Annotated in this window: 21 protein-coding genes; 7 read left to right on the top strand and 14 right to left on the bottom strand. The window is 71.6% G+C overall.

Annotation, left to right across the window (positions count from 1 at the left end; genetic code table 11):
* Positions 1-70: 70 nt before the first annotated feature.
* The 7 genes from ACIQRL_RS18775 to ACIQRL_RS18745 all read right to left on the bottom strand — a co-directional run bounded on the left by ACIQRL_RS18775 (position 71) and on the right by ACIQRL_RS18745 (position 9,327).
* Positions 71-1,840, bottom strand: a complete 1,770-nt coding sequence (locus ACIQRL_RS18775; RefSeq protein ID WP_401332578.1) for a phosphate ABC transporter substrate-binding protein PstS — start codon at positions 1,838-1,840, stop codon at positions 71-73.
* Entirely contained in the window at positions 1,840-3,135 is a 1,296-nt protein-coding gene (gene pstA, locus ACIQRL_RS18770; RefSeq protein ID WP_401332576.1) for a phosphate ABC transporter permease PstA, read from the bottom strand. Before pstA ends, ACIQRL_RS18775 begins: the two co-directional genes overlap by 1 nt.
* A gap of 1 nt (position 3,136) precedes the next feature.
* Entirely contained in the window at positions 3,137-4,306 is a 1,170-nt protein-coding gene (gene pstC, locus ACIQRL_RS18765) for a phosphate ABC transporter permease subunit PstC (RefSeq protein ID WP_401332574.1), read from the bottom strand.
* Between the two features lie 259 nt (positions 4,307-4,565).
* Positions 4,566-5,645, bottom strand: coding sequence for a hypothetical protein (locus tag ACIQRL_RS18760; RefSeq protein ID WP_401332572.1), 1,080 nt, complete (start codon positions 5,643-5,645; stop codon positions 4,566-4,568).
* Between the two features lie 38 nt (positions 5,646-5,683).
* Positions 5,684-6,619, bottom strand: coding sequence for an N-acetylneuraminate synthase family protein (locus tag ACIQRL_RS18755; protein ID WP_328448958.1), 936 nt, complete (start codon positions 6,617-6,619; stop codon positions 5,684-5,686).
* A gap of 13 nt (positions 6,620-6,632) precedes the next feature.
* Positions 6,633-7,937 (bottom strand): cytidylyltransferase domain-containing protein, encoded by a 1,305-nt coding sequence (locus ACIQRL_RS18750; protein WP_401332570.1) that lies wholly within the window; start codon positions 7,935-7,937, stop codon positions 6,633-6,635.
* A 76-nt stretch (positions 7,938-8,013) separates the two neighbouring features.
* Positions 8,014-9,327, bottom strand: coding sequence for a DUF6716 putative glycosyltransferase (locus ACIQRL_RS18745; RefSeq protein WP_401332568.1), 1,314 nt, complete (start codon positions 9,325-9,327; stop codon positions 8,014-8,016).
* Between the two features lie 198 nt (positions 9,328-9,525).
* Here ACIQRL_RS18745 and ACIQRL_RS18740 point away from each other — a divergent pair, with 198 nt between their 5' ends.
* The 5 genes from ACIQRL_RS18740 to ACIQRL_RS18720 all read left to right on the top strand — a co-directional run bounded on the left by ACIQRL_RS18740 (position 9,526) and on the right by ACIQRL_RS18720 (position 15,363).
* The gene (locus ACIQRL_RS18740; RefSeq protein ID WP_401332566.1) at positions 9,526-10,506 is read left to right on the top strand and encodes a glycosyltransferase family 2 protein; all 981 of its coding nucleotides are present in this window, start codon (positions 9,526-9,528) and stop codon (positions 10,504-10,506) included.
* Complete coding sequence (locus ACIQRL_RS18735) at positions 10,503-11,837, top strand: alpha-2,8-polysialyltransferase family protein (protein WP_401332564.1); 1,335 nt, start codon at positions 10,503-10,505, stop codon at positions 11,835-11,837. The genes ACIQRL_RS18740 and ACIQRL_RS18735 overlap by 4 nt, the downstream gene beginning before the upstream one ends.
* A 593-nt stretch (positions 11,838-12,430) precedes the next feature.
* On the top strand, positions 12,431-13,594 hold the full coding sequence (locus ACIQRL_RS18730) for an acyltransferase family protein (protein WP_401332563.1): 1,164 nt from the start codon (positions 12,431-12,433) through the stop codon (positions 13,592-13,594).
* A gap of 147 nt (positions 13,595-13,741) precedes the next feature.
* Positions 13,742-14,344, top strand: a complete 603-nt coding sequence (locus tag ACIQRL_RS18725; RefSeq protein WP_401332561.1) for an RNA polymerase sigma factor — start codon at positions 13,742-13,744, stop codon at positions 14,342-14,344.
* Positions 14,341-15,363, top strand: coding sequence for a CU044_5270 family protein (locus tag ACIQRL_RS18720; RefSeq protein WP_401332559.1), 1,023 nt, complete (start codon positions 14,341-14,343; stop codon positions 15,361-15,363). The genes ACIQRL_RS18725 and ACIQRL_RS18720 overlap by 4 nt, the downstream gene beginning before the upstream one ends.
* A 32-nt stretch (positions 15,364-15,395) precedes the next feature.
* Here ACIQRL_RS18720 and ACIQRL_RS18715 read toward each other — a convergent pair whose 3' ends face one another.
* On the bottom strand, positions 15,396-16,055 hold the full coding sequence (locus ACIQRL_RS18715) for a TetR/AcrR family transcriptional regulator C-terminal domain-containing protein (RefSeq protein ID WP_401332557.1): 660 nt from the start codon (positions 16,053-16,055) through the stop codon (positions 15,396-15,398).
* Positions 16,056-16,117: 62 nt separating this feature from the next.
* Between ACIQRL_RS18715 and ACIQRL_RS18710 the strand changes: the two genes are divergently transcribed.
* Positions 16,118-17,539: an FAD-dependent oxidoreductase gene (locus tag ACIQRL_RS18710; protein ID WP_401333332.1), complete on the top strand. Its 1,422-nt coding sequence runs from the start codon at positions 16,118-16,120 to the stop codon at positions 17,537-17,539.
* Between the two features lie 23 nt (positions 17,540-17,562).
* Here ACIQRL_RS18710 and leuE read toward each other — a convergent pair whose 3' ends face one another.
* The 3 genes from leuE to ACIQRL_RS18695 all read right to left on the bottom strand — a co-directional run bounded on the left by leuE (position 17,563) and on the right by ACIQRL_RS18695 (position 20,516).
* Positions 17,563-18,213, bottom strand: coding sequence for a leucine efflux protein LeuE (gene leuE, locus ACIQRL_RS18705; RefSeq protein ID WP_401332556.1), 651 nt, complete (start codon positions 18,211-18,213; stop codon positions 17,563-17,565).
* A 51-nt stretch (positions 18,214-18,264) separates the two neighbouring features.
* On the bottom strand, positions 18,265-18,843 hold the full coding sequence (locus ACIQRL_RS18700) for a Uma2 family endonuclease (protein ID WP_401332554.1): 579 nt from the start codon (positions 18,841-18,843) through the stop codon (positions 18,265-18,267).
* Positions 18,844-18,935: 92 nt separating this feature from the next.
* Complete coding sequence (locus ACIQRL_RS18695) at positions 18,936-20,516, bottom strand: methylmalonyl-CoA mutase (protein WP_401332553.1); 1,581 nt, start codon at positions 20,514-20,516, stop codon at positions 18,936-18,938.
* Between the two features lie 254 nt (positions 20,517-20,770).
* Between ACIQRL_RS18695 and ACIQRL_RS18690 the strand changes: the two genes are divergently transcribed.
* Complete coding sequence (locus ACIQRL_RS18690) at positions 20,771-21,643, top strand: L,D-transpeptidase family protein (protein WP_401332551.1); 873 nt, start codon at positions 20,771-20,773, stop codon at positions 21,641-21,643.
* Positions 21,644-22,075: 432 nt separating this feature from the next.
* On the opposite strand, the gene ACIQRL_RS18685 is transcribed toward ACIQRL_RS18690, so the two are convergent.
* From ACIQRL_RS18685 to ACIQRL_RS18675, 3 genes are all read right to left on the bottom strand, one after another.
* Positions 22,076-23,197, bottom strand: a complete 1,122-nt coding sequence (locus ACIQRL_RS18685; RefSeq protein ID WP_401332549.1) for a hypothetical protein — start codon at positions 23,195-23,197, stop codon at positions 22,076-22,078.
* Positions 23,197-23,859, bottom strand: coding sequence for an RNA polymerase sigma factor (locus ACIQRL_RS18680; RefSeq protein ID WP_401332547.1), 663 nt, complete (start codon positions 23,857-23,859; stop codon positions 23,197-23,199). Before ACIQRL_RS18680 ends, ACIQRL_RS18685 begins: the two co-directional genes overlap by 1 nt.
* 524 nt (positions 23,860-24,383) lie before the next feature.
* Entirely contained in the window at positions 24,384-25,154 is a 771-nt protein-coding gene (locus tag ACIQRL_RS18675) for a hypothetical protein (protein WP_401332545.1), read from the bottom strand.
* Between the last annotated feature and the right edge of the window lie 420 nt (positions 25,155-25,574).

Below are 25,574 nucleotides of genomic sequence, written 5' to 3'. Positions count from 1 at the left end.
GGGCGCGGGCTCGTGGCCGCGGGTCTCGCGCCGCGCCGTCCTGTGATGCGGGGTCCTGTGCTGCGGGAGTTCATCGCTGCTGCCCCTCTCCGGCGTCCTTGCCGGTGCCGCGCCCGGCGATCGCCCGGGACACCACGGAGGGCAGCAGGACGAGTCCGAGGACCAGGAAGGCCGCGATGAGCATCAGCGTCTGGGTGCTGGTCCAGCCCTGGGTGCCGGCCACGGAGACCGGCTGGGCGAGCGCGATGGTGTCGTTCACCGCGCCGGTGCCGCCGGTTCCTCCGCCGCTGCCGCCCGAGGAACCGGTCCCCGAGCCGCCGCCCGTGCCGGGGGAGAGCGTCTGGCCGGTGTCGGGGTCGACGACCGGGGCGGAGCTGCCGCCGGTCCCGCCTCCCGCGGCCGTGCCGCCGCCGCCCGAACTCCCGCCGGTGGTACCGCCGCTGGTGCCGCCACTGGTGGAACCGCCCGAGGTGGAACCGCCGCTCGTGCCGCCCGTGGAGCCCGAACCGCCCGAGCTGCCGCCCGCCTTGGCTCCACCGCTGCCGGTGGTGCAGGCGGGGGCGCCCTTCTTGTCACAGGCGGCGGGGTAGGGAGCGGTGTCGGCGAGCTTGTTGTGCCCGTCGCTGGAGAAGGTCGGGTTGTTGCAGCCCTTGAGGTTGACGCTCTGGGCCTGCACGCCCGGGATGCGGCGGATCTGGTCGAAGCCCGCCTTCACCAGGTTGATCGGCAGCGGCGAGTAGCCGAGCGAGGGCGCCTGCTGCTGGCCCTGGCACATGAAGTAGTACGAGAACGCGCCGAGCGTCTTGCCCTTGGTCTTGGTGAAGGTGCCCTGCACCTTCAGGGGCAGGATCATGTACGAGTAGCTGGAGAGCGGGTAGTTGCGCCGGTCGGAGTCGTTGTAGACGCCGTCGAGCTTCTGGGTGAGGTAGTCCGCGGAGCTCTTGTCGGTGTTGATCTTCGCCTTGAGCAGCGAGACCGCGACGTTCTGCGGGGTCGGCTCGGTGTAGTAGCCCGCGTGGTTGAGGACCTTGGCGACCGGATAGTGCGCGTTCAGGGCGTACGAGTAGTTGACGTAGCCGATCGCGCCCTCGCCGTAGTTCTGGGCGACGTAGCCCGCGACGCCGAGGTCGCCGGACTGGGCGATCATGCCGGGGACGGTCGGGTAGTACGAGGTCTGCCCGCAGGCTCCGGAGCGGCCGACCTTGCGGCAGTAGGACTCCCACAGCGACTTGTGCTGGTTGGCCATCCACATCGTGAACTGGGCCGTGGAGCCCGAGCCGTCGGAGCGTACGACGGGGACGATGGTGCGGTGCGGGAGCTGGAGCCCCGGGTTGTCGGCCTTGATGACCGGGTCGTCCCAGGTCTTGATGGCGCCGGTGAAGATCTTGGTGACCACGTCGCCGGAGAGGCGCAGGTTGGTGACCCGCTTGCCGTTGACCGTCAGGTGGTACATGAAGACGGTGCCGCCGGCCACGATCGGCATGTAGGCGTACGACCCGGACGCGGGCCGTTCGGCGGCCGAGCCGTCGGTCGGGTGGGTCTGGAACGGGATGTCCGAGACGGCGAAGTCGACGGTGCCGCTGAGGAACTGGCGGCGGCCGTCGGAGGATCCGGTGCCGGCGTAGCTGATCCGCATGCCGTACTGGTTGACGGCGCGGCGCCATTCGTCGACGGCGTTCTCGGCCCAGGTGGAGCCGGCGCCGGATATCGGCGTGTAGCTGTCGGCGGCGGCGGGGGCCGCCAGCGGACCGGCCAGCAGCGCGGCGATCACGCCGAGCAGCGCGCCGAGCGTCCCGAGTGCCCGAAGGCGCCCGAGGGCGGAGTGGAGGTGGCTGCGCATCAGTCGGTCTCTCCGGTGGCGGGGGCGGACAGGGCGGTTTGCGCGGGGTGCGATCCCCCGGGGCTCTCGAACAGGGACAGGCCGGGCGCGTGCAGGTCCTCGAAGCGCCGTACGTCCTGCCGTGAGGCGCGGGCGGTACGGCGGGCCTGGCGCTTGGTCTGGTGGCCGGGGCCGCGCCCGCCGATCACCCGGGCGATGACGAACAGCACCAGGACGAGGGCCATCAGGACGGCGGCGGCGCCGAAACCGCGGGCGATCATCGTGGGCTCGGGCGACTTGACGAAGTTGAAGACCGCGAGCGGCAGCGAGACCATCGGCCCGCTGGTCGGGTCCACGTTGAGCGCGGCCGTGAAGCCTGCGGTGAGCAGGACGGGCGAGGTCTCGCCGATTCCACGGGCGGTGCCGAGGATGACGGCGGTGGCGAGGCCCGAGCGGGCGGTGGGCAGCACGACGTGCCACACCGTGCGCCAGCGCGGCGCGCCGAGCGCCTCCGCCGCCTCGGTGAGGTTGCCCGGCACCAGCCGCAGCACCACGTCGGAGGCCCGGATCACGATCGGCAGCATCATCACGCTGATCGCGAAGCCGGCCGCGAGGCCCGACTTCTGCATACCGAGGCCGAGGATCCAGGTGGCGTACACCATCAGACCGGCGACGATCGAGGGCAGCGCGGTCATCGCCTCGACGATCGTCCGGACGAACCGGGAGAACCGGCCCGGGATCTGGTTCAGATAGACGGCGCAGGCGAGGCCCAGCGGCACGGTGATCGCGAGCGCGATGGCGATCATGGTGAGCGTGCCGAGCATCGCGTGGGCGATGCCGCCGTGGGTGAGCGGGTCGAGCGGGCCCGCGGCCTGCATGTCCTGGGTGAAGAAGTTGCCGTGCGGCAGGGCGTCCTTGCCGCGCCAGGCGGTGAAGCCGACGACCATGAACAGGCCGGAGAACAGCAGCGTGGCCGCCGTCCACAGGACGACCGTCATCACCCGGTCGCGTACGGCCTGGCCGTCCTCGTCGAGCCCGGTCAGTACCGCGTAGATCGCCAGGAAGATGAGGTAGGCGGTGACGCTGAAGCCCAACGCACCGGAGAACGGGGCGAGTTGGCCGAACAGCAGGACGGTGACGCAGAGCCCGGAGGCGGCGGCACCGCACAGGGACAGCACCCCGGTGCGGCTGACCCCGCCGATGCGGCGCGGCCGCAGGGGCTGCGGCGCGTGCTGCGACTGCTCCACCGCGACGGGCGCGGGCTCGGGCTCGGCGTCGCGCACGCCCGAGAGGGACGTTTCTTCGATGACTGTCATCTCATGCCTCGCTCTGCGCGCCGGAGCGGCTGCGGGCCACCACGGAGGAGGCGGTGAAGTTGACCGCCAGGGTGAGCAGGAACAGCGCCAGGCCCGCCGCCATCAGCGCCGACATACCGAAGGTGGAGGCGTCGCCGTAGTGCAGGGCGATCAGCGAGGACACCGAGTTCGAGCCGGTCTGCAGGATGTGGAACTGGATGCTGAAGACCGGCGAGATGATCATGTACACCGCGATCGTCTCGCCGAGCGCCCGGCCGAGCCCCAGCATCGTGCCGCCGATCATGCCGCCCTTGCCGTACGGCAGGACGACGCTGCGGATCATGCCCCAGCGGGTCGCGCCGAGCGCGTAGGCGCCCTCGCGCTCGCCGGGCGGCGCCTGCGAGAAGACCTCGCGCATCACCGAGCACTGGATCGGCGCGACCATCAGGGCGACGACGATCCCGGCGATGAAGGTGGAGGCCGTGTACACGCTGTCGGTGGCCAGCGGCTCGCCCGGCTGGGCGCCGTCCACCTTGAACAGGGGGATCCAGCCGAACCAGGTGGACAGCCAGCGCGACAGTCCGATCACGTGCTGCTGGAAGAAGAACAGCCCCCACAGCCCGTACACGACCGAGGGGACGGCCGCCATCAGGTCGACCATCGACACGAGGGTGCGGCGCAGTCGGGGCGGAGCCACGTCGGTGATGAACAGGGCGGTTCCGACGGCGAGCGGCACGGAGATCGTCACCGCGACCAGGGCGATCAGGATGGTGCCGGTCATGACGGCCGCGATGCCGAAGTTGTGGACGTCCGGCTGCCATTCGGGGGTGGTGAGGAAGGCGAAGCCCCGGGCGCGCAGCGCCTGACCGGCCCTCAGGAGGAGGAAGAGTCCTACCCCCGCCATGACGGCGAGGACGGCGATGCCGGTGCCGGTGAGCTGGACCCGGAAGATGCGGTCACCGAGGCCGCGGGCCGCGTTGAGCCGCCGGGGAGTGAGCTCCTGGACCTCGGGCCGGCCGGAGACGGCCTTGCCGGTCCCCGCCCCCTCGGTACCCGCCCTGCGGGACTCCGGTCCGTCGGACTCCGCTCTGTCGGACTCCGATATCTCGGTCTCCGGTATGCCGGATGCCGATTCTCCGGACTCGGATCGTCCGGACTCCGGTCTGTCGGACTCCTCTTGCGCGGACGCCACGTGCTTGTCCCCCCATTCCGGAAACGGAATCCCCGCGCGGTCCGGATCGGTACCGCGCGCTGCGATTCAATGGCCGGATCGTGTCGGTCCAACGCGCTCATCATGGAGAACTGGTGAACAACGCACGGCTGTTCGGTGCGCTGATCGTGGAGGATGCGCGCGGACAGCCTGGATGATGCGCGTAGATCTTGGGGCGAACGAATGAGTGGAGCCCGGCGCGATGCGCCGGGCTCCACTCGCTGAAAAAATATGGCTTGTTCTAGACGGTCGAGACCGCCGAGAGACGGTGGACATCCCGGGCCGTCCCGGTGACCCCGGACAGGAAGCCCTGGGCCCGGGGCGAGGCGTTCTCGGTCAGCCAGCTCGGGTCGATGTCGCAGACCGCGACCCGTACGTCGGTGCCGACCAGGGCGAGCGGCAGCGTGTGCACGACCGTCGACGGAAAGCTCAGAATCGTCCGGCCTATGGGGCCGCGCCGGGCGATCAGTTCGAGCGGCAGGTCGGGGCGGACGATTTCCAGACCCGTTTCGCCGGCCAGCCGGTGCAGTTTGTCGGCGCTCTCGCGGCGGTGCGCGAAGTAGCGGGTCGCGCCGTGCGCCTTGGCGAGCGCGCGGACCGCCTCCAGGTAGCGGTCCGGGTCGACCACGCCCGTCTCGACGAGCGAGGTGCCGACCATGTCCGCGGTCTTGGTGATGCGCGGCGGGCCGAACCGGGCCCGGGTCCAGGAGAAGTCGTTGGCGGTGATCTCCACACCGTCCGGTGCCGATTCGATCGGCATCGAGGAGAAGACCTCGACCGTACGGCGGGTACTGGGCGTCAGCCGGCGGCGGGCCGCGGCGGACACGGGGGCGAAGAGCACGTCCCGCGGGCCGGGGCGGCCACCGCGCCGGTGCCAGCGCACCAGGCGTTCGCCGCGGGCGAGCTGGGCGACGAACTCCATCGTCGCGGTGCCGTCGTCGACCACGACGAGGTCCCGTGCCCGGGTGATGGTCAGCAGAAGCTGCACATAGCGGGAGAACGGGTCTCCCATGACGATCCGCCGGGCCCGGCGGAGCAGCGGAGCCAGTCCCCCGATCGTGTGGAAGGGGGCCGTGGTGCCGCCGCGTGCCTCCTCCCAGCGGACCGCGTGGCCCTCGTCGCGGGCCAGTTCCGCCATCCGGCGGAGCTGGCCACGGGTCATCGGGTCGTTGGGAGACAGGACGACGAGGGTGAGTCCCGCGCCGGGCGCCGCACCGTTGTGGGCATGTGCGTGCGCCCACTCCAGCACGTTCAGGAGCTGTACCGGACTCTCGACGAAGGCGAGAGTGGTGGAGCCGGCGGAACCGGCGCGGGGGCTCATCGACGTACGACCGTCCCGTCGTAAGGGATTCAGGGCGTTCAGACCGAGACGGGCTCGCCCGCGGCCGCGGCGATCTCGGCCTCGGCGACGACGCCCGTGACGCGGCGCAGCTTCTTCATCGGGCCGAGCTCGGAGTCGTAGACCTTCTTGACACCGTCACCGAGGGAGGCCTCGATGGTGCGGATGTCGCGGACGAGGCGGGTCAGGCCCTGCGGCTCGACGGAGGCGGCCTGGTCGGAGCCCCACATCGCGCGGTCCAGGGTGATGTGGCGCTCGACGAAGGTGGCGCCGAGGGCGACCGCGGCGAGCGTGGTCTGCAGGCCCGTCTCGTGGCCGGAGTAGCCGATCGGAACGTTCGGGTACTCGGCCTGCAGGGTGTTGATGACGCGGAGGTTGAGCTCCTCCGCCTGCGCCGGGTAGGTCGACGTGGCGTGGCACATCAGGATGTTGTCGCTGCCGAGGACCTCGACCGCGTGACGGATCTGCTTCGGCGTCGACATGCCGGTGGAGAGGATGACCGTGCGGCCGGTGGCGCGCAGCGAGCGGAGCAGCTCGTCGTCGGTCAGCGAGGCGGAGGCGACCTTGTGGGCCGGGACGTCGAACTTCTCCAGGAAGGCGACGGCCTCGGTGTCCCACGGGGAGGCGAACCAGTCGATGTTCTTGCTCTTGGCGTACTCGTCGATCTGGCGGTACTCGTCCTCACCGAACTCCACACGGTGGCGGTAGTCGATGTAGGTCATGCGGCCCCAGGGGGTGTCGCGCTCGATGTCCCACTGGTCGCGCGGGGTGCAGATCTCCGGGGTGCGCTTCTGGAACTTGACGGCGTCACAGCCGGCCTCGGCGGCGGCGGCGATGAGCTTGAAGGCGTTCTCGAGCTCACCGTTGTGGTTGATGCCGATCTCGCCGACGACGTAGACGGGGTGGCCGGGGCCGGCGGTCTTCGAACCGAAGTTGCGCAGACGGGAGTTGCTCATGGTGAGACGTTCCTTACTTGTCGAGGGAGTCGAGAGAAGGGCCGAGGATCCAGCTGGCGATCTCTCGGATCGCGCCGTCGCCACCGGGGACGGTGGTGACCGCGCGTGCGGCGCCGCGCACGACGTCGTGGGCGCTCGCGACCGCCACCGGCCAGCCCACCAGGGCGAAGCACGGGAGGTCGTTGACGTCGTTGCCGACGTAGAGCACGCGCTCAGGCGCGATGCCCTGCTCCTCGCACCACTGCTTCAGTGCGAGGTCTTTCCGGTCGATGCCGTGCAGGACCGGAAGCTTGAGCTTCCGGGCCCGGGCGGCGACGACCGGGTTCTGTTCCGAGGACAGGATCAGCATCGTCAGCCCGCTCTTGCGGAGGGCGGCGATACCGAGGCCGTCCCCGCGGTGCACGGAGACGAACTCCCGTCCGTCGGAGTCGATCAGCACCCTGTCGTCGGTCTGGGTGCCGTCGAAGTCGAGGACGACCGCGTCGATGTCGTCGGCGGTCGGGAGGGATCCGGGCCTTGTCGCGTCGAAGAGCGGCGCGAGGGCCCGGGCGCGGGCGAGGTCGTGCGGGTCGTCGATCTCCAGCACGCGGGCCGGGTCGGTGCGCACGAGTTCGGTGCGGCCGAAGAACCGGTGCTTCGCCTCACGGAAGCCGGCGGCCTCCATGGCGTAGACGGCGCCGGTCTCCAGGAGGTCCTGGGGGCGGTCCTGGCGGCGCGGCCGGAAGGACTTGTCGTGGTTGACGCCGTAGCCGCCGCTGGTGGCGGTGTCCACCAGGGTGTCGGTGCCGCCGTCGACGGCGGCGCGCTCGGTCTCGACGGCCACCGCGGCGGTGGGCTCGTCGTCCCCGTCGCGCCACACGAAGCCGTGGAAGGGGGCCACGGTCAGCGCCGTGTCCGCGCCGTTCGCGACGATCGCGTTCACGACGCCGTCCACGTCCTCGCGGATGATGAACGGGCTGGTGCACTGGACGAGCAGCACCACGTCGACCGGGGAGCCGTGCAGCGCCTCGTGGGTGTCCATGGCGTGCAGGACGGCGGCCTCGGAGGTGGCGGTGTCCCCGGCGATGGCGGCGGGGCGCAGCACGACCTCGGCGCCGGCCTGGCGGGCGGCGGCCGCGATGGCCTGGTCGTCGGTGGAGACGACCACGTCCGTCACGAGGCGGGCGGCGCGGCACTCGCGCACCGCGCGGGCCACCAGCGGCACACCGCCGACGGGGAGGAGGTTCTTGGCGGGCACTCCCTTGGAGCCGCCGCGCGCGGGGATCACCGCGAGTACGCGGCGCACCGGCGCGGCTTGGCCCGCTTCCGAGTTGGTCATGCGCTGTTCTCCTTGACGAGGGAGGCGAGGAAGGCGAGGGGGGCGACGGACCGCGGGCTGCCCGCTGTCGGGGCGCTCACAGTTCGCCCATCCGCCGGATCACCGGTGCCACGCGCTGGACGCCGTGGCGGTAGGCGCCGCGGGCGGCCCGGCGCACGATCTGCCGTACGGGGCTGGGTTCCCGGTCCGCCGCGGGGGCGCCGGGCAGCGGGGTGCCGTCCGGGCCGAGGTGGTGGCGGGCGAGGATGCCGGGCAGATAGCCGGGCGCGGTGACGGGGGTGTAGTAGGGAGCGAGGGGCGGCAGCTTGTCCGCCGCCAGCAGCCCGGTGATGCGCTGCCGGGCCGCGTCGAAGGCCGTCTCGTACGAACCGTCGGCCGCGACGCCCTGCCGTGCCACCCAGGCGGCGTCCGGCACCGGCCGGTACCCGGCGTCGAGCTGGTCCCAGGAGGCGAGGCAACCGGAGCCCACGAAGTGGTGGTTGCCGAGCGCCTCGCGCACCCCGAGGTCGCTGAGGACGACGGTGGGGATACGGCGGTGCAGGGACTCCAGGGCGGCGGTGGAGCTGATGGTGACCAGCAGGTCGGTGCGGTCGAGGACCTCACCCATGTGCCCGTACACCAGCCGGAAGTTGGCCGGCGGGTCCGCCTTCTGCACCAGCTTCTGGTACGGCAGCTCCTCGATGTGCGTGGTGTGCTCGCCCGGCCTGGAGCGCAGCTTGAGCAGGACCTCGCGGTCCGGGTGCAGCCGCGCGTGCCGGATCAGCCGGTCCAGCAGGTACGTACGGTCCTTGCGGCTCTCCGGTACGGAGGGCTGGGCGGCGAAGACGACCGTGTAGGGGTCGTTCTCCTCGTACGCCGCCCCGCCGAGGAAGGGCAGCGCGACCTCGGTCACCGAACCGGCGTCGGCGCCGACCCCCTCGTACACGGCCTTGAACCGGTCCGCGTCCTGGCGGGAGTTGGCGAGGACGAGATCCGCGCCGTGCCGCAGGAGCAGCCCGTCGGCGAGCTTCTCGTAGACGACACCGACATAGCCGGTGACGACCAGGGGCCGCTTCGTCCGCCCGTCCCAGGCGCGGGCCAGGCCGTGCAGGACCGCCTGGACGGCACCGCCGACCAGGGCGAGGACGACCACGTCGTAGACGCAGTCCTCCTTGCCCAGCTCGCGCAGGAACTCGACGGCGGTGACCTCGCGGAGGGAGTCCGCGCGGACGCCGACCTCTTCGAGCTGGCGGGCGGTCGGGGTGGCTCGGCCGCGCAGGAGGAACCCGTCGAGGCGAATGTCCGATTCGGAAGGAGAAATGCGGTTCGCGGTGAGCGAACCCCATTTCCACCTGGTGTCGGAATCCGCGAGGACGGCCACCCGCAGGGACTTCGGGGTACTTGCTGGCACGCCCTAGACGCTAGGAACCCTTTTCGAGGAGCGGCCCAACCCGAATACAACAAACGGTTAACAGCACATCGACGAATGGGGAATCAGCCCGGGATCGGCTGAGAAAACGACGTGGTTCACAGTTCCGCCACGTGTCGTTCACCTCGTATCTCACCAACGGTCAAGACGAATGCCGGGCCGCCCCTTAACGTCACAGGCGTGGTCAAGCTCTCCGTCATCGTGCCGTTCTACAACGTGCAGCAATATGCGCCCGACACCCTGAAGAGCCTGCGTGCGAACGCACGGCAGGACTTCGAATTCATTCTCGTCGACGACTGCTCGCGCGACGAGACACCGGACATCCTCGCGCGCGCGGAGCGCGAGCTCCCGGGTGCGGTGTATGTCAGACACGAGAAGAACGGAGGACTGGCCACCGCACGCAACACCGGGATCGACAAAGCGCGTGGCGAGTACCTCACGTTCCTCGACGGGGACGACTGGCTCGCCCCCGGATACTACGAACAACTCGTGTCCTCCATCGAGGATCTGGGCTGCGACTTCGTCCGCACGGACCATGTCCAGTGCACCGCCCGGGCCCGCACCATCCACCGTGTACCGCACGGCCGCCGCGGAGTCGTCCTCGATCCCCGTGATGCCATCCTCCCCTCCGACCGTTCCACCTCCGTCGACTACGCCTACGCCTGGGCGGGCATCTACCACCGCCGGCTGGTCGACCGCGGGCTGCTCCACTTCACCGACGGGCTGCGCACGGCCGAGGACCGGCCGTGGATCTGGAAGCTGCACCGGGAGGCCGAATCCTTCGCCACGGTGGGGCTGCTCGGCGTCTTCTACCGGCGTGGCGTCGCCTCCTCCCTCACCCAGATCGGGGACGTACGCCAACTCGATTTCATTCGCGCGTTCGACCAGGTCGTAGCGGAAACCGCCGAGGACCGGGACGCGGCAAAACTCCTGCCCAAGGCCGTGCGCACCTATTGCGCGATTATTTCCCATCATCTGGGATCCATCGAAAGGTTCGAGCCAGCAGTGGCACGGAAACTGAAGTCCATGAGTGCCGTCGCACTGCGCCGTATGCCCCAGGGCGTGCTCGACGAGGCCCTCGACTCGATGGACGTCCAGCGCGCCACCCGGCTGCGCCGGCTGCGCCGACGGCCCGCGCCCGCCGCGGGGGTGGCGGCGTGACCACCCAGATCTTCATGGCGTCCACGCTGTACGGAACGGCCACGCTCGCCGCGGCCCTCGACACCGACAGCTTCGGACCCGCCGACCGGCGCATCCTGCTCGTCTCCAACAACGCGGCGACGCCCGAGACGACGTCCGCCGTGGACGAGATGCCCGGCTTCGAGCAGCTCCGCGGCCGCTTCGACGATGTCATCTCGTGGAACGAGACCATCTCCCCTTTCCACCCGGGCGGCTGGACTCCGCGGCCGGACGACGTACCTCTGTGGGAACGGCATCTGCGGCTCGCCTGGAACCTCGGCGACGACGACATCGAGCTGGCCGTGGAGTCGATCCAGGTCAACCCGGCACTCGGCGTCTCCCAGATCTTCATGGGCGCGCCCGTCACGGTGTACGCCGACGGCCTGATGAGTTACGGCCCCACCCGCAACAAGATCGACCCGCTGGTCGGCACCCGGGTGACCCGGCTGCTCCACCTGGACCTGGTTCCCGGTCTGAAGCCGCTGCTGCTCACCGAGTTCGACGTCGAGCCGGAGATCGTGCCCACGGACGCGTTCGTGAAGGTGCTCGCCGAACTCGTCGACACCGGTGACGAACTGCCGTCGATCGACGAGCCGGCACTGCTGCTCGGCCAGTACCTCTCCGCACTGGAGATCCTCACCGCCGAGGAGGAGGAGCAGCTCCACGTACGGATGCTGAAGGGCGCCCTCGCGCTCGGCCACACCCGCGTGGTGTTCAAGCCGCACCCCTCGGCCCCGGCCCGCTGGTCGCGGATGCTGGAGAAGGAGGCCGAGAAACTCGGCGCCGACCTCACCGTCCTCGACACCCCGGTCCTCGCCGAGGTGCTCTACCAGCGGATGCGTCCCGCGCTGGTCGTCGGCTGCTTCTCCACGGCGCTGCTCACGGCGTCCGCGCTGTACGGCCTGCCGGTCGCCCGCGTCGGAACCGGCTCGCTGCTGGACCGTCTCACCCCGTACGAGAACAGCAACCGCGTCCCGGTGACCATCGTCGACGCGCTGCTGCCCGACCTGTCGGACAGCGCGGCGGTCACCGAACAGCGCCCCGGCATGGGCGTGGAGGACCTGACGAGGCTCCTGAGAGCCGTCGGCTTCGCGATGCAGCCGAAGATCTATCCGGACCTGCGCCCGGCGGCCGAGAGCTATCTGACGAACCAGCTCACCCAGCACACCTGGCGCTACTTCAAGCGCAAGCGCCTCACCTCGCTGGCCCTGCCCGGAGCGGTGCCGGCCCAGCTCGCGTTCATCCCGCGCAACGCGACCGTACGGAGGGTCGCCCGGAGGGCGCGCTCCCTGAAGCGGGCGGTGGGCCGCTGAGGCGGCGCACCGGCCGGGACCGTCCGCGAGGACGGAACACTCCGGCAGCGAAGGACAAGGGGGCGGGGGGGGGGGGGGACCCCCCCCCCCCCCCCCCCGGTGCCCCCCCCCCCCCCCCCCCCCCCCCCCCCCCCGTTAGCGCCCCCCCGGGCGCGGTGGCCGGCCGGGGGCCCGCCCGGCCGGGGCCCGCCCCCGCGCCCGCACCCCCCGGCCCCCTCGGGACAGGGGGGGGGGCCGGGCCTCCCCCCCCGGCCCCCGCCCCCTTGTTCCGCCCGGATCCCTACGCGCCCCGCGCGCTCCTGTACGCGCCCAGCGTGCGCTGTTGAGGGCCCTTGCGCTCCTCCGCTCCCCCGCTCCCGAGACGCGCCTGCGACACACCCCCAGCGCCCCCGCGACACCCGTTCGAGAACACGCCAGTACCCCGCCCGAAGCCCCGTCGATTTGTGCCGATTCGGAAGAGTTCTCAACGTGGGGGCATCGCATAGGTGAACTCCCGTGGGCGAGACGACAAACCGGCCTCGCCAAGGCGCAAGCATCCCCGACTATCGGACTAACGTGCTGTGGGCCAGCTGAGTCCCATTGAGGGGAACCTTGTGATCGACACGCCCGAGGAGGCCCGCGGGACGTCAACCGGCACCGTGGTCCGTACCGTCCTGCCACCTGCCGAGACGTCTCCCACACCCAAGCCCGCGGCGCGCCGGGAGAGCCGGCTGCGCGCCCTCGACGGGCTGCGGCTCATCGCGGCCCTGATGGTGGCCGTGTACCACTACGGCGGGCGGGACGGCGAGGTCGTACAGGCCTGGGGCAGCTCGCCGAAGCATCAGTTCCCCACCCTGCACCACCTGTTCGCCTACGGCTGCATGGGTGTGCAGGTCTTCTTCGTGATCAGCGGCTTCGTCATCTGCATGAGCGGCTGGGGCCGGCCGCTGCGCTCCTTCTTCGCCTCGCGCGCCTCCCGGCTGCTGCCCGCGTACTGGGCCGCGATCCTCATCGTGACGGCGGTGTTCGCCCTGCCGTTCGTCGCGTACAAGGCGGTCTCCCCGAGCGACACCCTGGTCAACCTCACCATGCTCCAGCAGCCGCTGGGCGTCGACCGGGTGCTGGGCGTCTGCTGGACCCTGTGGGCGGAGGTCCGCTTCTACGCCCTCTTCGCGCTGTGCATCGTCCTGCCGGGGGCGAACCGGCAGCGCGTGATCCTGTTCTGCGCCGGCTGGACACTGGCCGCGGCCATCGCGCAGGGCGTGAACGAGCCACTCCTCAACATGGTCCTGGAGCCGGAGTACGCCTCCTTCTTCATCGGCGGTGTCGGCCTCTACCTCGTCCACCGCAACCGCCGGGACGCGCACGCCTGGGGCATCGTCGGCGTGAGCTGGCTGATCGGCCAGCACTACGCGGTCCAGCAGCTGTGGCACGCCCCGAACCCGGAGTTCTTCTCCACCCGCTCGGCCCTCGGCATCATCCTGGTCGTCACCTTCGGCTACGTCGCCGTCGCCGCGATCGCGCTGGGCTGGCTGCACTGGGCGAACTGGCGCTGGCTGACGGTCGCGGGCGCGCTGACGTACCCGTTCTACCTGGTCCACGAACACCTGGGCTGGGTCGTCATCAAGGCCTACCACCAGACCCTGCACATCCCGTCGTACGGCACGATCCTGGCCACGATCGCCACGATGCTGCTGCTCGCCTGGCTGCTCAACCAGTACGTCGAGAAGTGGCTCACCCCGAGACTCCGCACGGCCCTGTCGAAGCCACGCCCGTGACCGGCCTTCCGGTAACCGCTCCGTAGGACGCCCCCGAAGGCATCCGTACGACCGGCCGGAAATCGCCCCTCCGTCGAACGCGACCGCACCCGGTCACCAATCACCGGGTGCGGTCGTCGTCGTCACGGCCGCAGGAGGGATGGTCCGATGAAGACGGACACGGACACGGAGGCGGAATCGGAGACGGACGAGGAACTGCTCACCCGGTCGGTGAGCGACCCCGTCGCGTTCGAACCATTGGTCGCCCGGCACTCCACCGCGTTGCACGGCTTTCTCCTGCGGCGCGCGCCGGGCGCCGCGGACGATCTGCTGTCGGAGACCTGGCTGCAGGCCTTCCGGGGCCGCGCGGGCTTCGACCCCGGTCGCGGCACCGTGCGCGGCTGGCTGTTCGGCGTGGCCCGGGTGGTGGTGGCCGGGCACTGGCGCGGCGCGCCCCGAGACCTGGGGATCCCGTCGCCGAGCGAGGGCAGCACCGACCCCTGGGGAGCCGTCGACCAGCGGCTCGACGCCGCCGCGGTGGCCCCGCTGATGCGCCGTGTGCTGGCCGGCATGCCGGAGGTGGAGCGCCAACTGCTGCTGCTCGTCGTATGGGACCAGCTCACCCCGGCCGAGGCCGCGACCGCGGTCGGGGTCCCTCCGGGCACCGCCCGCTCCCGGCTGCACCGCGCCCGCAAGAGGCTGCGCGAAGCACTGGGAGCCGGACAGGGGACGGACACCGAAGCGGAACTCACGGCGGGAGATCTGACATGACCCAGCACGACGAGCGCTACGACGAGGACGCGTTCACGCCGGACTTCGCGGGCGCCGACCGGCTCCTGGCCGCCGGGCGCGTCGCGCCGCCGACGCCCGAGGTGATCCGTTCGGCGCTGACCGCGGTGCGGGCGGCCGCGGCGGTGGAGACCGTGGGCGCGGACACGACATCGGACGCGGTCCCGGCTGAAGGGCCGGTTCACGCTTCGGTGCCGCGACCGGGGCTGAGCCGGCGACGCATGCTGCTGGCGGCGGGCGGGGTGGCCGCCGCGGCGGCGGCCGGGGCGGTGCTGCTGCCGAGGACCGGCTTCGGTGACAGTCGTGAACACCCGACGACCGCGCCGGAATTCCTCCAGCGCGTCGCCTACGTGGCCGCGGACGCGACGCGTACCGAGGCTCCCTACTGGAAGGTCGACTCCGTACTGGAGGCCGGCCCCCCGCCCGAGCCGGCCCGGAGCCACTCCCACCACCCGAACGGCGTCAAGCGGCACCGCGTCAGTTGGCTGAGCCGTACCGGAATGACCAGCCGGACCGCATCCGGAAAGGTCACTTCATATCCGACCAGCCTGATGACCTGGAGCATCGCGGAGAAGGACATCACCTGGGACGACCTGCGCACGCTGCCCACCACCCCGGCCGCCCTCAGGACCCGCCTCCTCGGCGGCAGGCCGAAGCAGGCCGGCTGGGTGGCGCTCTTCAACGGAGCCGGCAACCTGCTCGCCCTCGCCCCGGCCGGCCCCGAACTGCGTGCCGCCGTGTACGAACTGCTCGCCGAGATCCCCGGCATCCGGCTGGGGGGCGGGACGAAGGACAGCGTCGGACGCGCCGGAACCGTCGTCGAGCTGGACACCGAGGACCATCGCGGCCGTCTCGTGATCGACCCGAAGACGGCGCTCCTGCTGGAGTCGGGTGAGTACGCGCTCGACGGCGGGAGGAACGCCCGGCTGGTCAGCCGCTCCACCTTCCTCTCGGTCGGCCCGGCGTGGACGGCACCCCGGGCGGACGCGCCGAAGATCTGACGCGGAGCCGTGCCGCCGGGCGGGCCGTCGGCTCAGCCGACCCCGTAGCCCGCCTCGATGCCCGCGACGATCAGGCTCAGGCCTTCCTCGAAGTGCCGTTCGTAGTCCTCGAAGATCTCCGCGCCCGCCGCTGCCGACAGGGGGAAGTCGGCCATGCGGCGGGCGCGTTCGTCCATGTCGTACCCCTCTCGGCGCTCGCCCGGCAGCGGCTGGACGCCCTGTTCCTCGGTCACGAAGCCGATCGTGTACAGGTACGTGGTGGAGGTCGCGCGCACCGCCTGGGTGAGGGTGAATCCCGCCCCGGTGAAGAGCGTCAGGGTCCGCTCCATCTCGACGGCGTGCAGCGTGCCCGTGAAGCGTGAACCGCTGAAGACCTTCGCGCCGTCGCGGTAGCTCAGCAGGGCGGCGCGCAGTCCGCGGTTGGCGGCGAGCAGCCGCTCCCGCCAGCCGTCGCCCTCCGCCGCTCCGGGGGCGTCGACCATCCGCCGGTACATCTCCGTGGCCATCTCGTCGAGCAGTTCCTGCTTGTTCTTGAAATGCCAGTAGAGCGCGGGAGCCTGGACGTTCAGCTCCTTGGCGATGGCCCGGAGGGTGAGGCCGTCGAGGCCCGTCTCGTTGAGCAGTCGCAGCGCGGCCTCGACGACCTGCTTCTTGTCCAGCCTGGGGGACCGCTGGGGTCTCTGGGTAACCACGCTTGACAGTTTAACGCCGTTAAGGGCATGCTCGCGGCATGGAACTTAACAGCGTTAAGGAGATGGTCGTGAACGTGGACGTACTCGTCGTCGGCGCCGGCCCGACCGGTCTCGCCCTCGGCGCCGATCTCGCCCGGCACGGAGTGGACGCGCTCGTCGCCGAGCGGGCCGACGGGCTGTTCCCCGGCTCCCGCGGCAAGGGAATCCAGCCGCGCACGATGGAGGTCTTCGACGACCTCGGCGTCCTCGACGCGATCCGCGCGGCGGGCGGCGACTACCCGGTCGGGATGATCTGGCAGGACGGCGAGCGCGTGGGCGAGCACCAGATGTTCGACCCGGCCGAGCCGAGCGACGACTCGCCGTACAACGCACCGTGGATGGTGCCGCAGTGGCGTACCCAGGAGATCCTCTTCGCGCGGCTCCAGGAACTCGGGGGCCGGGTCGCCTTCGGCCGTGAGGTCGTCGCGGTCGCCCAGGACGAGAACGGCGTGACCGTGGGGTTCGCCTCCGGCGCGCCGGTCCGCGCGCGGTACGTCGTCGCCGCCGACGGTGGCCGCTCAGCCGTACGACGCGCGCTCGGGATCGCCATGGCCGGAGAAACCGTCGACCCCCACCCGATGCTCGTCGCGGACGTACGGATCACCGGGCTGGACCGCGAAAACTGGCATGTCTTCCCGCCCCGCGAGGACACCGGCGGCTTCCTGGCGATCTGCCCGCTGGCCGGTACGCAGGACTTCCAGGTCGTGGCGCAGTTCCCGGAGGGCACGGACGTCGACCTGTCCCTCGACGGCATCCGCAAGACCGTCGCCGCGCGCTCCCATCTCTCGCCCGAGGCCGTGACCGAGCTGCGCTGGGCCTCGGACTTCCGGCCGCGCACGGCGCTGGCGGAGCGTTTCCGCGCCGGGCGGGTCCTCCTCGCCGGAGACGCGGCGCACATCCACTCGCCGGCCGGCGGCCAGGGGCTCAACACCAGCGTCCAGGACGCCTACAACCTGGGCTGGAAGCTCGGCCCGGTCCTGCGCGGCAAGGCTCCCGCGTCCCTCCTCGACACCTATGAGGAGGAGCGGCTCCCCGTCGCCGCCGTCATGCTCGGCCTGTCCACCCGGATCCACCGCGGCGAGGCCCGCCGCGGCGGCGCGACCCGGCAGCTCGGCCTCGGCTACCGCGGCTCCTCCCTCGCGGTGGAGACCCGTGCGGACCTGCCGGACGAGGCACTTCGCGCGGGCGACCGTGCCCCCGACGGAACCGTGGAGGGCGTACGCCTCTTCGACGTGTTCCGGGGACCGCACTGGACCCTGCTCACGGTCGGCACGGACGCGGAAACACCGGTGCTCCCCGGCGTCCGCAGCGCGCGGATCGGGACGCACGAGCCGTACGGGACCGGGGTCTTCCTCGTCCGCCCCGACGGGTACGTGGGCTGGGCGGGCACCGACGCGCGGGGCCTGCAGGAGTACGCGGCCCGGGTGGGGCTGGCCGTCGGCTGAGAACGGGCCGACCGGGACAGCCCTTAGGCGCTGGCGAGCGTGAGCTTGACCGCGAAGCCGAGGAACAGGGCGCCGGCGGCGGTCGTGGCGCTCGCGGAGAGGCGCTTGCGGCGGCGGAAGGCTTCCGCGAGGCGCGTACCGCTGAAGATCAGCGCGGTCAGGTAGAGGAAGCTCGCGAGCTGGGCGAAGGCGCCGAGGACGACGAAGGAGAGCGCCGGGTAGGCATACCCGGGGTCGACGAACTGCACGAAGAACGCGACGAAGAACAGGATCGCCTTCGGGTTGAACAGGCTGATCACCAGCGCCCGCCGGAACGGCCGCTCCCCGGCCACCGCCTCGGGCTCCGCGCTCTCCGCGACCGGCTCCCGCCGGGCCCGCCACATCGCCCGCGCGGCCCGCAGCATCCCGACCGCCAGCCAGGTCAGATAGCCGGCCCCGGCGTACTTCACGATCCCGAACAGCACGGCGTTCGCCTGCAGCAGTGACGCCACACCGGCGGCCGACAGTGTCATCAGCACGGTGTCCCCGCACCACACACCCGCGGCGGCGGTATAGCCCGTACGGACGCCCCTGCGGGCGGCGACGGACAGCACGTACAGCGAGTTCGGCCCCGGCAACAGGACGATCAGGACAAGACCCGCGAGATAGGTGGGGAGATCGATGACACCAAGCATGAGAGCGAGTGTCGCACGCGGCCACGACAGCGAGTAGAGGCGTCTCGCCGGTCAGTCACCGTCGAGGAGGGTGTCCACGGAAAGGTCCAGGGCGACACCGACGGACTCGGGGACCGGGACGCTCTGGCCCCGCTTGTAACGCTCGGGGGCCGGGTACTTGCCGTCGGCCGGGTCGCGGTAGAGCAGGACCTCGTCGTGCTTCCGGTCGGCCACGATGTAGACCGGGATGCCTGCCTCGGCGTAGCACTCGACCTTGGGGCCGAGGTCGTCGGACCAGTTCGACGAGGTCACCTCGGCGACCAGGCGGAAGACGTTCGGGGCGTAGCAGTTCTTCTGGACGAGGGCGTCCCGGAAGTCCTCGTCGACGATGGAGAAGTCGGGGATCGCGTAGTCGTCGCGCAGCGTGGGCAGCCAGAGACCGACGCCTTGGACATACCTGAGCCCGGCTTCCCGGGCTCCCGCCCTGTCGAACGCCACGACCAACCACGTCAGCGACAGCGCATGCGAGCCGTCCGGCGGTGGTGTCGCGGTGAGCCTGCCCTGGAGAAGCTCCACGCGGTGCGCGGGCAGTACGCGGGAGAGCAGGTCGGCAGCTTGGCTCAACGTCAGTTCGTGCTGCGGTACGGCCACGGCGTCCTCCTTTTCAGGGATCACTCTTCATGAGCGTGACCGAGGGTGTGCGGCTTCCGCTCCCGTTCACCCGTACGAAGGAATCACCCAGGTCAGAAGGCGTCCGTCGGGACGTAGGCGCCCCAGATCTCGCGCAGCGCGTTGCAGACCTCGCCGACCGTCGCGCGGGCGCGCAGGGCGTCCTTCATCGGGTACAGGACGTTGTCCGTGCCCTCGGCGGCCTTCTTCAGGGCGGCGAGGGCGGTGTCGACGGCCGCCTGGTCGCGCTCGGCGCGGAGCCGGGCGAGGCGTTCGGCCTGCTGGGCCTCGATGGCCGGGTCGACGCGGAGCGGCTCGTACGGCTCCTCCGCGTCGAGCTGGAAGCGGTTGACGCCGACCACCACGCGCTCGCCGGAGTCGGTCTCCTGGGCGACCCGGTACGCGGAGCGCTCGATCTCGCCCTTCTGGAAGCCGTGCTCGATGGCCTCGACGGCGCCGCCGAGGTCCTCGACCCGCGTCATGAGGTCGACGGCCGCCGCCTCGACGTCGTCGGTCATGCTCTCGATGACGTACGAGCCGGCGAAGGGGTCGACCGTCGCCGTCACGTCCGTCTCGTAGGCCAGGACCTGCTGGGTGCGCAGGGCCAGCCGCGCGGACTTGTCGGTGGGCAGCGCGATGGCCTCGTCGAAGGAGTTGGTGTGCAGGGACTGGGTGCCGCCGAGGACCGCTCCGAGGCCCTGGACCGCGACCCGGACGAGGTTCACCTCGGGCTGCTGCGCGGTGAGTTGGACGCCCGCCGTCTGCGTGTGGAAGCGCAGCATCAGCGACTTGGGGTTCTTCGCGCCGAACTCGTCCCTCATGACCCGGGCCCAGATGCGCCTGGCGGCACGGAACTTGGCGACCTCCTCCAGGATCGTCGTCCGCGCGACGAAGAAGAAGGAGAGGCGGGGCGCGAAGTCGTCGACGTCCATGCCGGCGGCGACGGCCGTACGGACGTACTCGATGCCGTCGGCGAGCGTGAACGCGATCTCCTGCGCGGGAGAGGCGCCCGCCTCGGCCATGTGGTAGCCCGAGATCGAGATCGTGTTCCACTTCGGGATCTCGGCACCGCAGTACTTGAAGATGTCCGCGATCAGCCGCAGGGACGGCTTGGGCGGGAAGATGTACGTCCCTCGGGCGATGTACTCCTTGAGGACGTCGTTCTGGATCGTGCCCGTCAACCGGTCGGCCGGGACGCCCTGTTCCTCGCCGACGAGCTGGTACATCAACAACAGCAGCGCGGCGGGCGCGTTGATCGTCATCGAGGTGGAGACCTTGTCCAGCGGGATCCCGCCGAACAGGACGCGCATGTCGTCGATGGAGTCGATGGCCACGCCGACCTTGCCGACCTCGCCGTGCGCGAGGGGGGCGTCCGAGTCGTGGCCCATCTGGGTGGGCAGGTCGAAGGCGACCGACAGGCCCATCGTGCCGTTGGCGATGAGCTGCTTGTAGCGGGCGTTGGACTCCACGGCCGTACCGAACCCCGCGTACTGCCGCATGGTCCACGGGCGGCCCGTGTACATCGACGGGTACACGCCGCGGGTGAAGGGGTACGCGCCCGGCGCGCCCAGTTTCTCGGCCGGATCCCAGCCGTCCAGGGCCTCGGGACCGTAGACCGGTTCGATGGGCAGTCCGGACTCGGATTCGCGCGCCATTGCTGTGCCTCCCGTGAAGCGGCCCGACCAACAGGATTTCGCCCTCGGCGACGGACTGTAGTGGCCTCGGCGCACCCGGTGGAGAAACCCGCGCCGGGACCTTGCCCACAGACCCTCTCGCGGGCCTGTTCCGTGGTTCTCTTCCACCATGCCGCCTGGTTCGCAACCGGTCACCCGCGGGGAGCATCTCAGGTGACACGACGGTGGGACGGGGGCCTGATGTGCGGGACAGGACGGGTGGAACAGGGGTCCGGATGCGTACGACTGGCTTGAAGAGATCGCTGGCCGCGCTCGCGGCGTTCGCCGCGGTGAGCGGCTGCACGGCGCACGCCGTGGACGGGCGGGGGAAGACGGCGCCGGTACGGATCGACGGTTCGCTCGCCCCGGCCCCCGGCGCGAAGGGAACGGACGACAAGCCCGCCAGTCCCTCGAAGGGGACGGACGGCGCATCCGGCTCTCCCGGGTCGGGCAGGACCGACAGTCCCGCCGCCCCCGCCAAAGTCCTCTGGTCCAGCGGAGACCGGGGCGACGCCGTCCGCAGGGCACAGGCCCGGCTGCACCAGGTCGCCTGGCTGATCACCCCGCCGACGGGGACGTACGACGCCCGGACGGCCGAGGCCGTGAAGGGGTTCCAGGGCAAGCGGGGACTGCCGCGCACCGGTGAACTGGACACCGTCACCTGGCAGCGGCTGCGGAAGATGACGCACGAACCGGCGGCCTGGGAGCTGTACCCCTACGGCGGGCAGCCGGCCGCGAAGCCCGATCCGCGCTGCATGACGGGCCGCGTTCTGTGCGTCAGCAAGGCGAGCCGCACGCTGCGTTGGATGATCGACGGGAGGACGGTCTCGGAGATGGACGTGCGGTTCGGCTCGCAGTACACGCCGACCCGCGAAGGTGTGTTCAGCGTCTACTTCAAATCGCGCCACCATGTGTCGACGATCTACCACACGTCCATGCCGTACGCGATGTTCTTCAGCGGCGGCCAAGCGGTGCACTATTCCTCGGACTTCGCGGCACGCGGCTACTACGGCGCCTCGCACGGCTGCGTCAACGTGCGGGACGAGAGCAAGGTGGCGGCGCTGTTCGCGCAGGTCCGCACGGGCGACAAGGTCGTCGTCTACTGGTGACGGAGCCCTGCCCGGAGACGGGACAGGGGAGAGAGAGTGGGGCGCGGGCGGGACCGGGGGAACGTGTCCCACCCGCGCCGGTTGCACAGAGCCGTGGGTACGGGGGGAACCCGGGCTCCGTGCGACGGCCGATGACCAGTCGGCTCACCACGTACTGCGTCACGGCGGCCGAAAACGTCACACCCGGCCCCAAAAAAGTTCCGCGACCTACGAAAGCGCAGGTCAGCGGAGTGTGGGGGCGCGGGCCGAGGAGTCGCGGGGCCGGGCCACCGGTGGGACGTGACCGTGCCGGGCCCGGGAGCACGCCGTACGCGAGGACGGCCGGCACAAGAGAGCGCGACGGCCGGAGACGCGGCGGCCGGAGAGCTGACGGTACGACACCACACCGGCCGGGAAGTCGACGGACCGATCAGCGCCTGGGAGTACGGGGATTCACGAAAGCGAGCTGACCGACCGGCCCGGCGCCGGGCTCGACGTCCAGGCGGACAGTGGGCCCGACGTCGGGCTCGACAGTGGGGACCTCGTCGGCACGGCCGGCAGGAGGCGGGTCAGCACCGGGTTCAGCGCGGACGCGGTGCCGGTACCGCCGTTGCCCCGGGGGTCGTTGGCGCGCGGCACTATGTGGTGGCCGTCACCGTCACCGCCGCCCTGGTCCCCCTGATCGTCCTGTCCGGAGCCCTGCCCGGAGCCCTGCTCACCGCTGTCGCCCGTACCGTCGCCGGAGCCGTCACCGGAACCGCTGCCCAGCCCGCGGCCGAGGACGCCCGAGCAGTACAGCTTCACCCGGGCGCCGCCGCCCGCGACATGCTCCAGGGCACGCCTGCGGTCCGCGTCGAGGTCCTTGCCGTCGAGGACGTCACGGCAGTACGAACGGGTGCGGGCCCACCACTCGCGGGTGCGGTCGGCGCTCCCCGTGGAGTCCGGACGGGGCGGACCGCTCGGGAAGCCGGGATCGGCGGACGCTGAGGTGTCACCGGACGGATCTCCCGACGAACCGTCAGGCACCGGCACCATGGAGCCGATGCCGCCGGAGACGCCGGGCGCGGGCGAGGCCGAGACGAGCGGACGGTCCGGGGTCCGCACCGCCGTGGCCGTGGCGGCCGGGCCCGGGTGTTCACGGGTGAACGGAGTCGGCAGCACTCCGGTTCCGGCCGCGACGGCGACCCCGCCGACCATCCCGACGGCCAGCACCGCGGCGAGCCCGAAGCGGGTGGGCCGTCCCCAACGCGTCCGTCGTCCGTGCGCGGCGGGGCGCCCGATACGGACGAGACCGGCGTCCGCGGCATGCGCTCCGGGGCGCGCGCGGCCACGGTGGCCGAGCTGCGCCGTGGCGCCGTCCCCGCCCGCGCGCGCCTTGCGGAAGGCGGCCAACGCGGCTGCCTCGCCCGGGAGTTCGTCACTGCTCAGCTTGGGTTCGGCGGCCAGTGCGCCGAGGGCCTCGGCAAGGCGGTCCGCCTGCTCGCGGGTGCCGGCGTCGACGGCTTCCAGCGGCTCTCCGCTCAGCAGACGCTCCGCGGCGTCGCGGTCCAGCCATCTGTACTGCTCGTCGGCCATCACATGTCCTTCTGCGCCCGCGAACGCGTATGCGTCACACCGGCGGACGTCACCGCGCGGGTGCGCGAACCTCGTTGCGGGGGAACGGCGTCGAGCGCGCCGACGGATTCCGGATCGGTGCCGAGCAGCTCCGCGAGCCGCTTCAGACCGCGATGCGCGGCCGTGCGGACGGCTCCGGGGCGCTTGCCGAGGGTGTCCGCGGCCGTCTTGGCGTCGAGGCCGACCACGACGCGCAACACTACGGCCTCCGCCTGATCCTGGGGGAGCTGGGCGATGAGCGAGAGGGTGCTGTCGGTGGTCAGCGCCTCGATCGCCTCGATCGCGGTGTCGGACTCGGCGGCCTTGCCGGTCAGCTCGGTCTCGTCGCCGCCTATCGCGGGACGGCGGCCACGCATCCGTATGTGGTCCAGGGCGCGGTTGCGGGCGATCCTCGCCGCCCAGCCGCGGAACCGGTCCGCGTCCCCGCTGAACCGTTCCAGGTCACGGGCGATCTGGAGCCAGGCCTCGGACGTGACGTCCTCGGCGTCCGGCTCGCCCACCAGCGTCCGTACGTATCCGAGCAGGCGTGGATGCACCGCTCGGTACACAGTCCGGAACGCGGTCTCGTCCCCGTCCTGTGCAGCAAGTACCGCGGCGGTCAGCTCCGCGTCGTCCCCCAGCACCCCCGCGCCCCTCTTTGCGCCTCAACCGGCGCCGCTCTCGCGGACCGGGTTCTCGCCGTCGTGGTTCTCGATGGACGGTTGTGGTCCCAGGTCCGCGTTGTTCTGGTCTCTGTCCGACGCGGTTCTGGTCTCAGGCCCCACGTGGTCGCGGTCCCGGATTCCACACGGTCGTGGCCTCTGGTCCCTCGTGGTTGCGGTCGTCCGTTCTCCGCACCGGCGCGAAAGGCACGTTACGGCCTGAAACAGCTCCCCGTCCATGTTCGTACAACGTGCAACTACATGGTGACGGTGAGAGGTGTGACACAAAACGCAGTCCCGGCGCTGTAGAGAGTACGGGTCGCCGCGCGGCCCGTGCCGCGCGACGGTCGGGGCCTCTCCTGTGGGGGGTGGCGGCCCCGGCCGTTGCCATCGGCGGAGATACGCGCCATCGCGCGCCGTTGCCTTCGGAGCCGGGCCCTCCAGCCCGTCGGCCTCCAGCCCGTCCATCGATCCCGGCCGGCCTGGCCCGGCCCCCGCCGCCCCGGCTACCGCCCCCTCTTGGACTTCGCCGGTTTCGGCGTGGCGGCCGAGGTTCCCGGAGCCGGCGTCCCGGCCGCGTTCACGGGGTTCCCCGTGTTCCCCGCCCCCTCCGGTTTCCCGGTCCCCTTGTCCCCGGTCTCCTTCGCGTCCTTGGCCCCGGCGCGCTCGGCCAGTCGCTCGGCGCAGTACGCCTCGACCTCGTCCTCGCCGCCCGCGGCCGTGACGAGCCGCTGCCAGACCTTCGTGTTCAGGGCGTCGCCCCGGCCCCTGGCCGACGCGTAAGCACGGCAGTGGGCCTCGGTGTCCTTGGCCCGCGGCGGACGCCCGGCGGGAGCGGTCTCCACGGAGCCGCTCGGGGCGGAGACACCGGGAGCCCCGGGGCCGACGGGCGGCGCGGCCTCGACGGAGAACCGGTCCGCGACGCCGACGGACGGCCGGGCCGCGGCTCCGTCCCGGGGGCCGCCGTCGTCGTGCGCGGTCGGTCCGATGGCCGCGACGGCGACGCCGCCCAGGGTCAGACCGGCCAGCAGCACGGCGAACGCGGCACCCGCGGAACGGTTCGGGCGCCGCTGTCCACCGGGGCGCCAGTCGTCCCGCCGCCGGGTGCGCGCGGTGTGCGCGCCGCCGTCCCGTGCGGCACGGAAGGCGGCCACGGCCTGCGTCTGCGCCTCGGGGTCGTCCGCCCGGCCGCGCATCGCCGCGGCGAGAAGCGACTCCAGGCCGGTCTGTTCACCGCCGGCGTCCGCCGGCGGCGCAACGCGACGACCAGGGTCCACCGGTGGCGCGACGCGACGACCGGGGTCCGCCGACGGCGCAACGCGACGACCGGGGGCCCCGCCGTCGCCGTCCCGTTCACCCATGCCCACCGCCACACCCGGTCCCACATCCGGATTCCTGTCCGGCGCCACGCCCGGATGCCTGCCCGGTCCCCCGTCCGGTCCCACGTCCAGATTCCTGTCCGGCGCCACGCCCGGATGCCTGCCCGGTCCCCCGTCCGGTCCCACGTCCGGATGCCTGCCCGGCGCCAGGCCCGGTCCCACGCCCGGAAGCCTGCCCGGCGCCATGCCCGGATTCCTGTCCGGTCCCCCGTCCGGTCCCACGTCCGGATGCCTGCCCGGCGCCAGGCCCGGTCCCACGCCCGGAAGCCTGTCCGGCCCCACGCTCGGATGCCTGCCCGGTCCCACGTCCGGATTCCT

Source organism: Streptomyces sp. NPDC091209, from assembly GCF_044757755.1.
GTDB lineage: Bacteria > Actinomycetota > Actinomycetes > Streptomycetales > Streptomycetaceae > Streptomyces.
The sequence above is the reverse complement of the archived record's forward strand: the minus strand, read 5'-3'. Positions and strand labels throughout refer to the sequence as shown.

Coding starts and splice junctions, on each gene's coding strand:
- ACIQRL_RS18775 (WP_401332578.1), bottom strand. CDS start 1,840: ATGCGCAGCCACCTCCACTCCGCCCTCGGGCGCCTTCGGGCACTCGGG.
- pstA (WP_401332576.1), bottom strand. CDS start 3,135: ATGACAGTCATCGAAGAAACGTCCCTCTCGGGCGTGCGCGACGCCGAG.
- ACIQRL_RS18760 (WP_401332572.1), bottom strand. CDS start 5,645: ATGAGCCCCCGCGCCGGTTCCGCCGGCTCCACCACTCTCGCCTTCGTC.
- ACIQRL_RS18755 (WP_328448958.1), bottom strand. CDS start 6,619: ATGAGCAACTCCCGTCTGCGCAACTTCGGTTCGAAGACCGCCGGCCCC.
- ACIQRL_RS18750 (WP_401332570.1), bottom strand. CDS start 7,937: ATGACCAACTCGGAAGCGGGCCAAGCCGCGCCGGTGCGCCGCGTACTC.
- ACIQRL_RS18725 (WP_401332561.1), top strand. CDS start 13,742: ATGAAGACGGACACGGACACGGAGGCGGAATCGGAGACGGACGAGGAA.
- ACIQRL_RS18720 (WP_401332559.1), top strand. CDS start 14,341: ATGACCCAGCACGACGAGCGCTACGACGAGGACGCGTTCACGCCGGAC.
- ACIQRL_RS18710 (WP_401333332.1), top strand. CDS start 16,118: ATGGTCGTGAACGTGGACGTACTCGTCGTCGGCGCCGGCCCGACCGGT.
- leuE (WP_401332556.1), bottom strand. CDS start 18,213: ATGCTTGGTGTCATCGATCTCCCCACCTATCTCGCGGGTCTTGTCCTG.
- ACIQRL_RS18695 (WP_401332553.1), bottom strand. CDS start 20,516: ATGGCGCGCGAATCCGAGTCCGGACTGCCCATCGAACCGGTCTACGGT.
- ACIQRL_RS18690 (WP_401332551.1), top strand. CDS start 20,771: ATGCGTACGACTGGCTTGAAGAGATCGCTGGCCGCGCTCGCGGCGTTC.
- ACIQRL_RS18685 (WP_401332549.1), bottom strand. CDS start 23,197: ATGGCCGACGAGCAGTACAGATGGCTGGACCGCGACGCCGCGGAGCGT.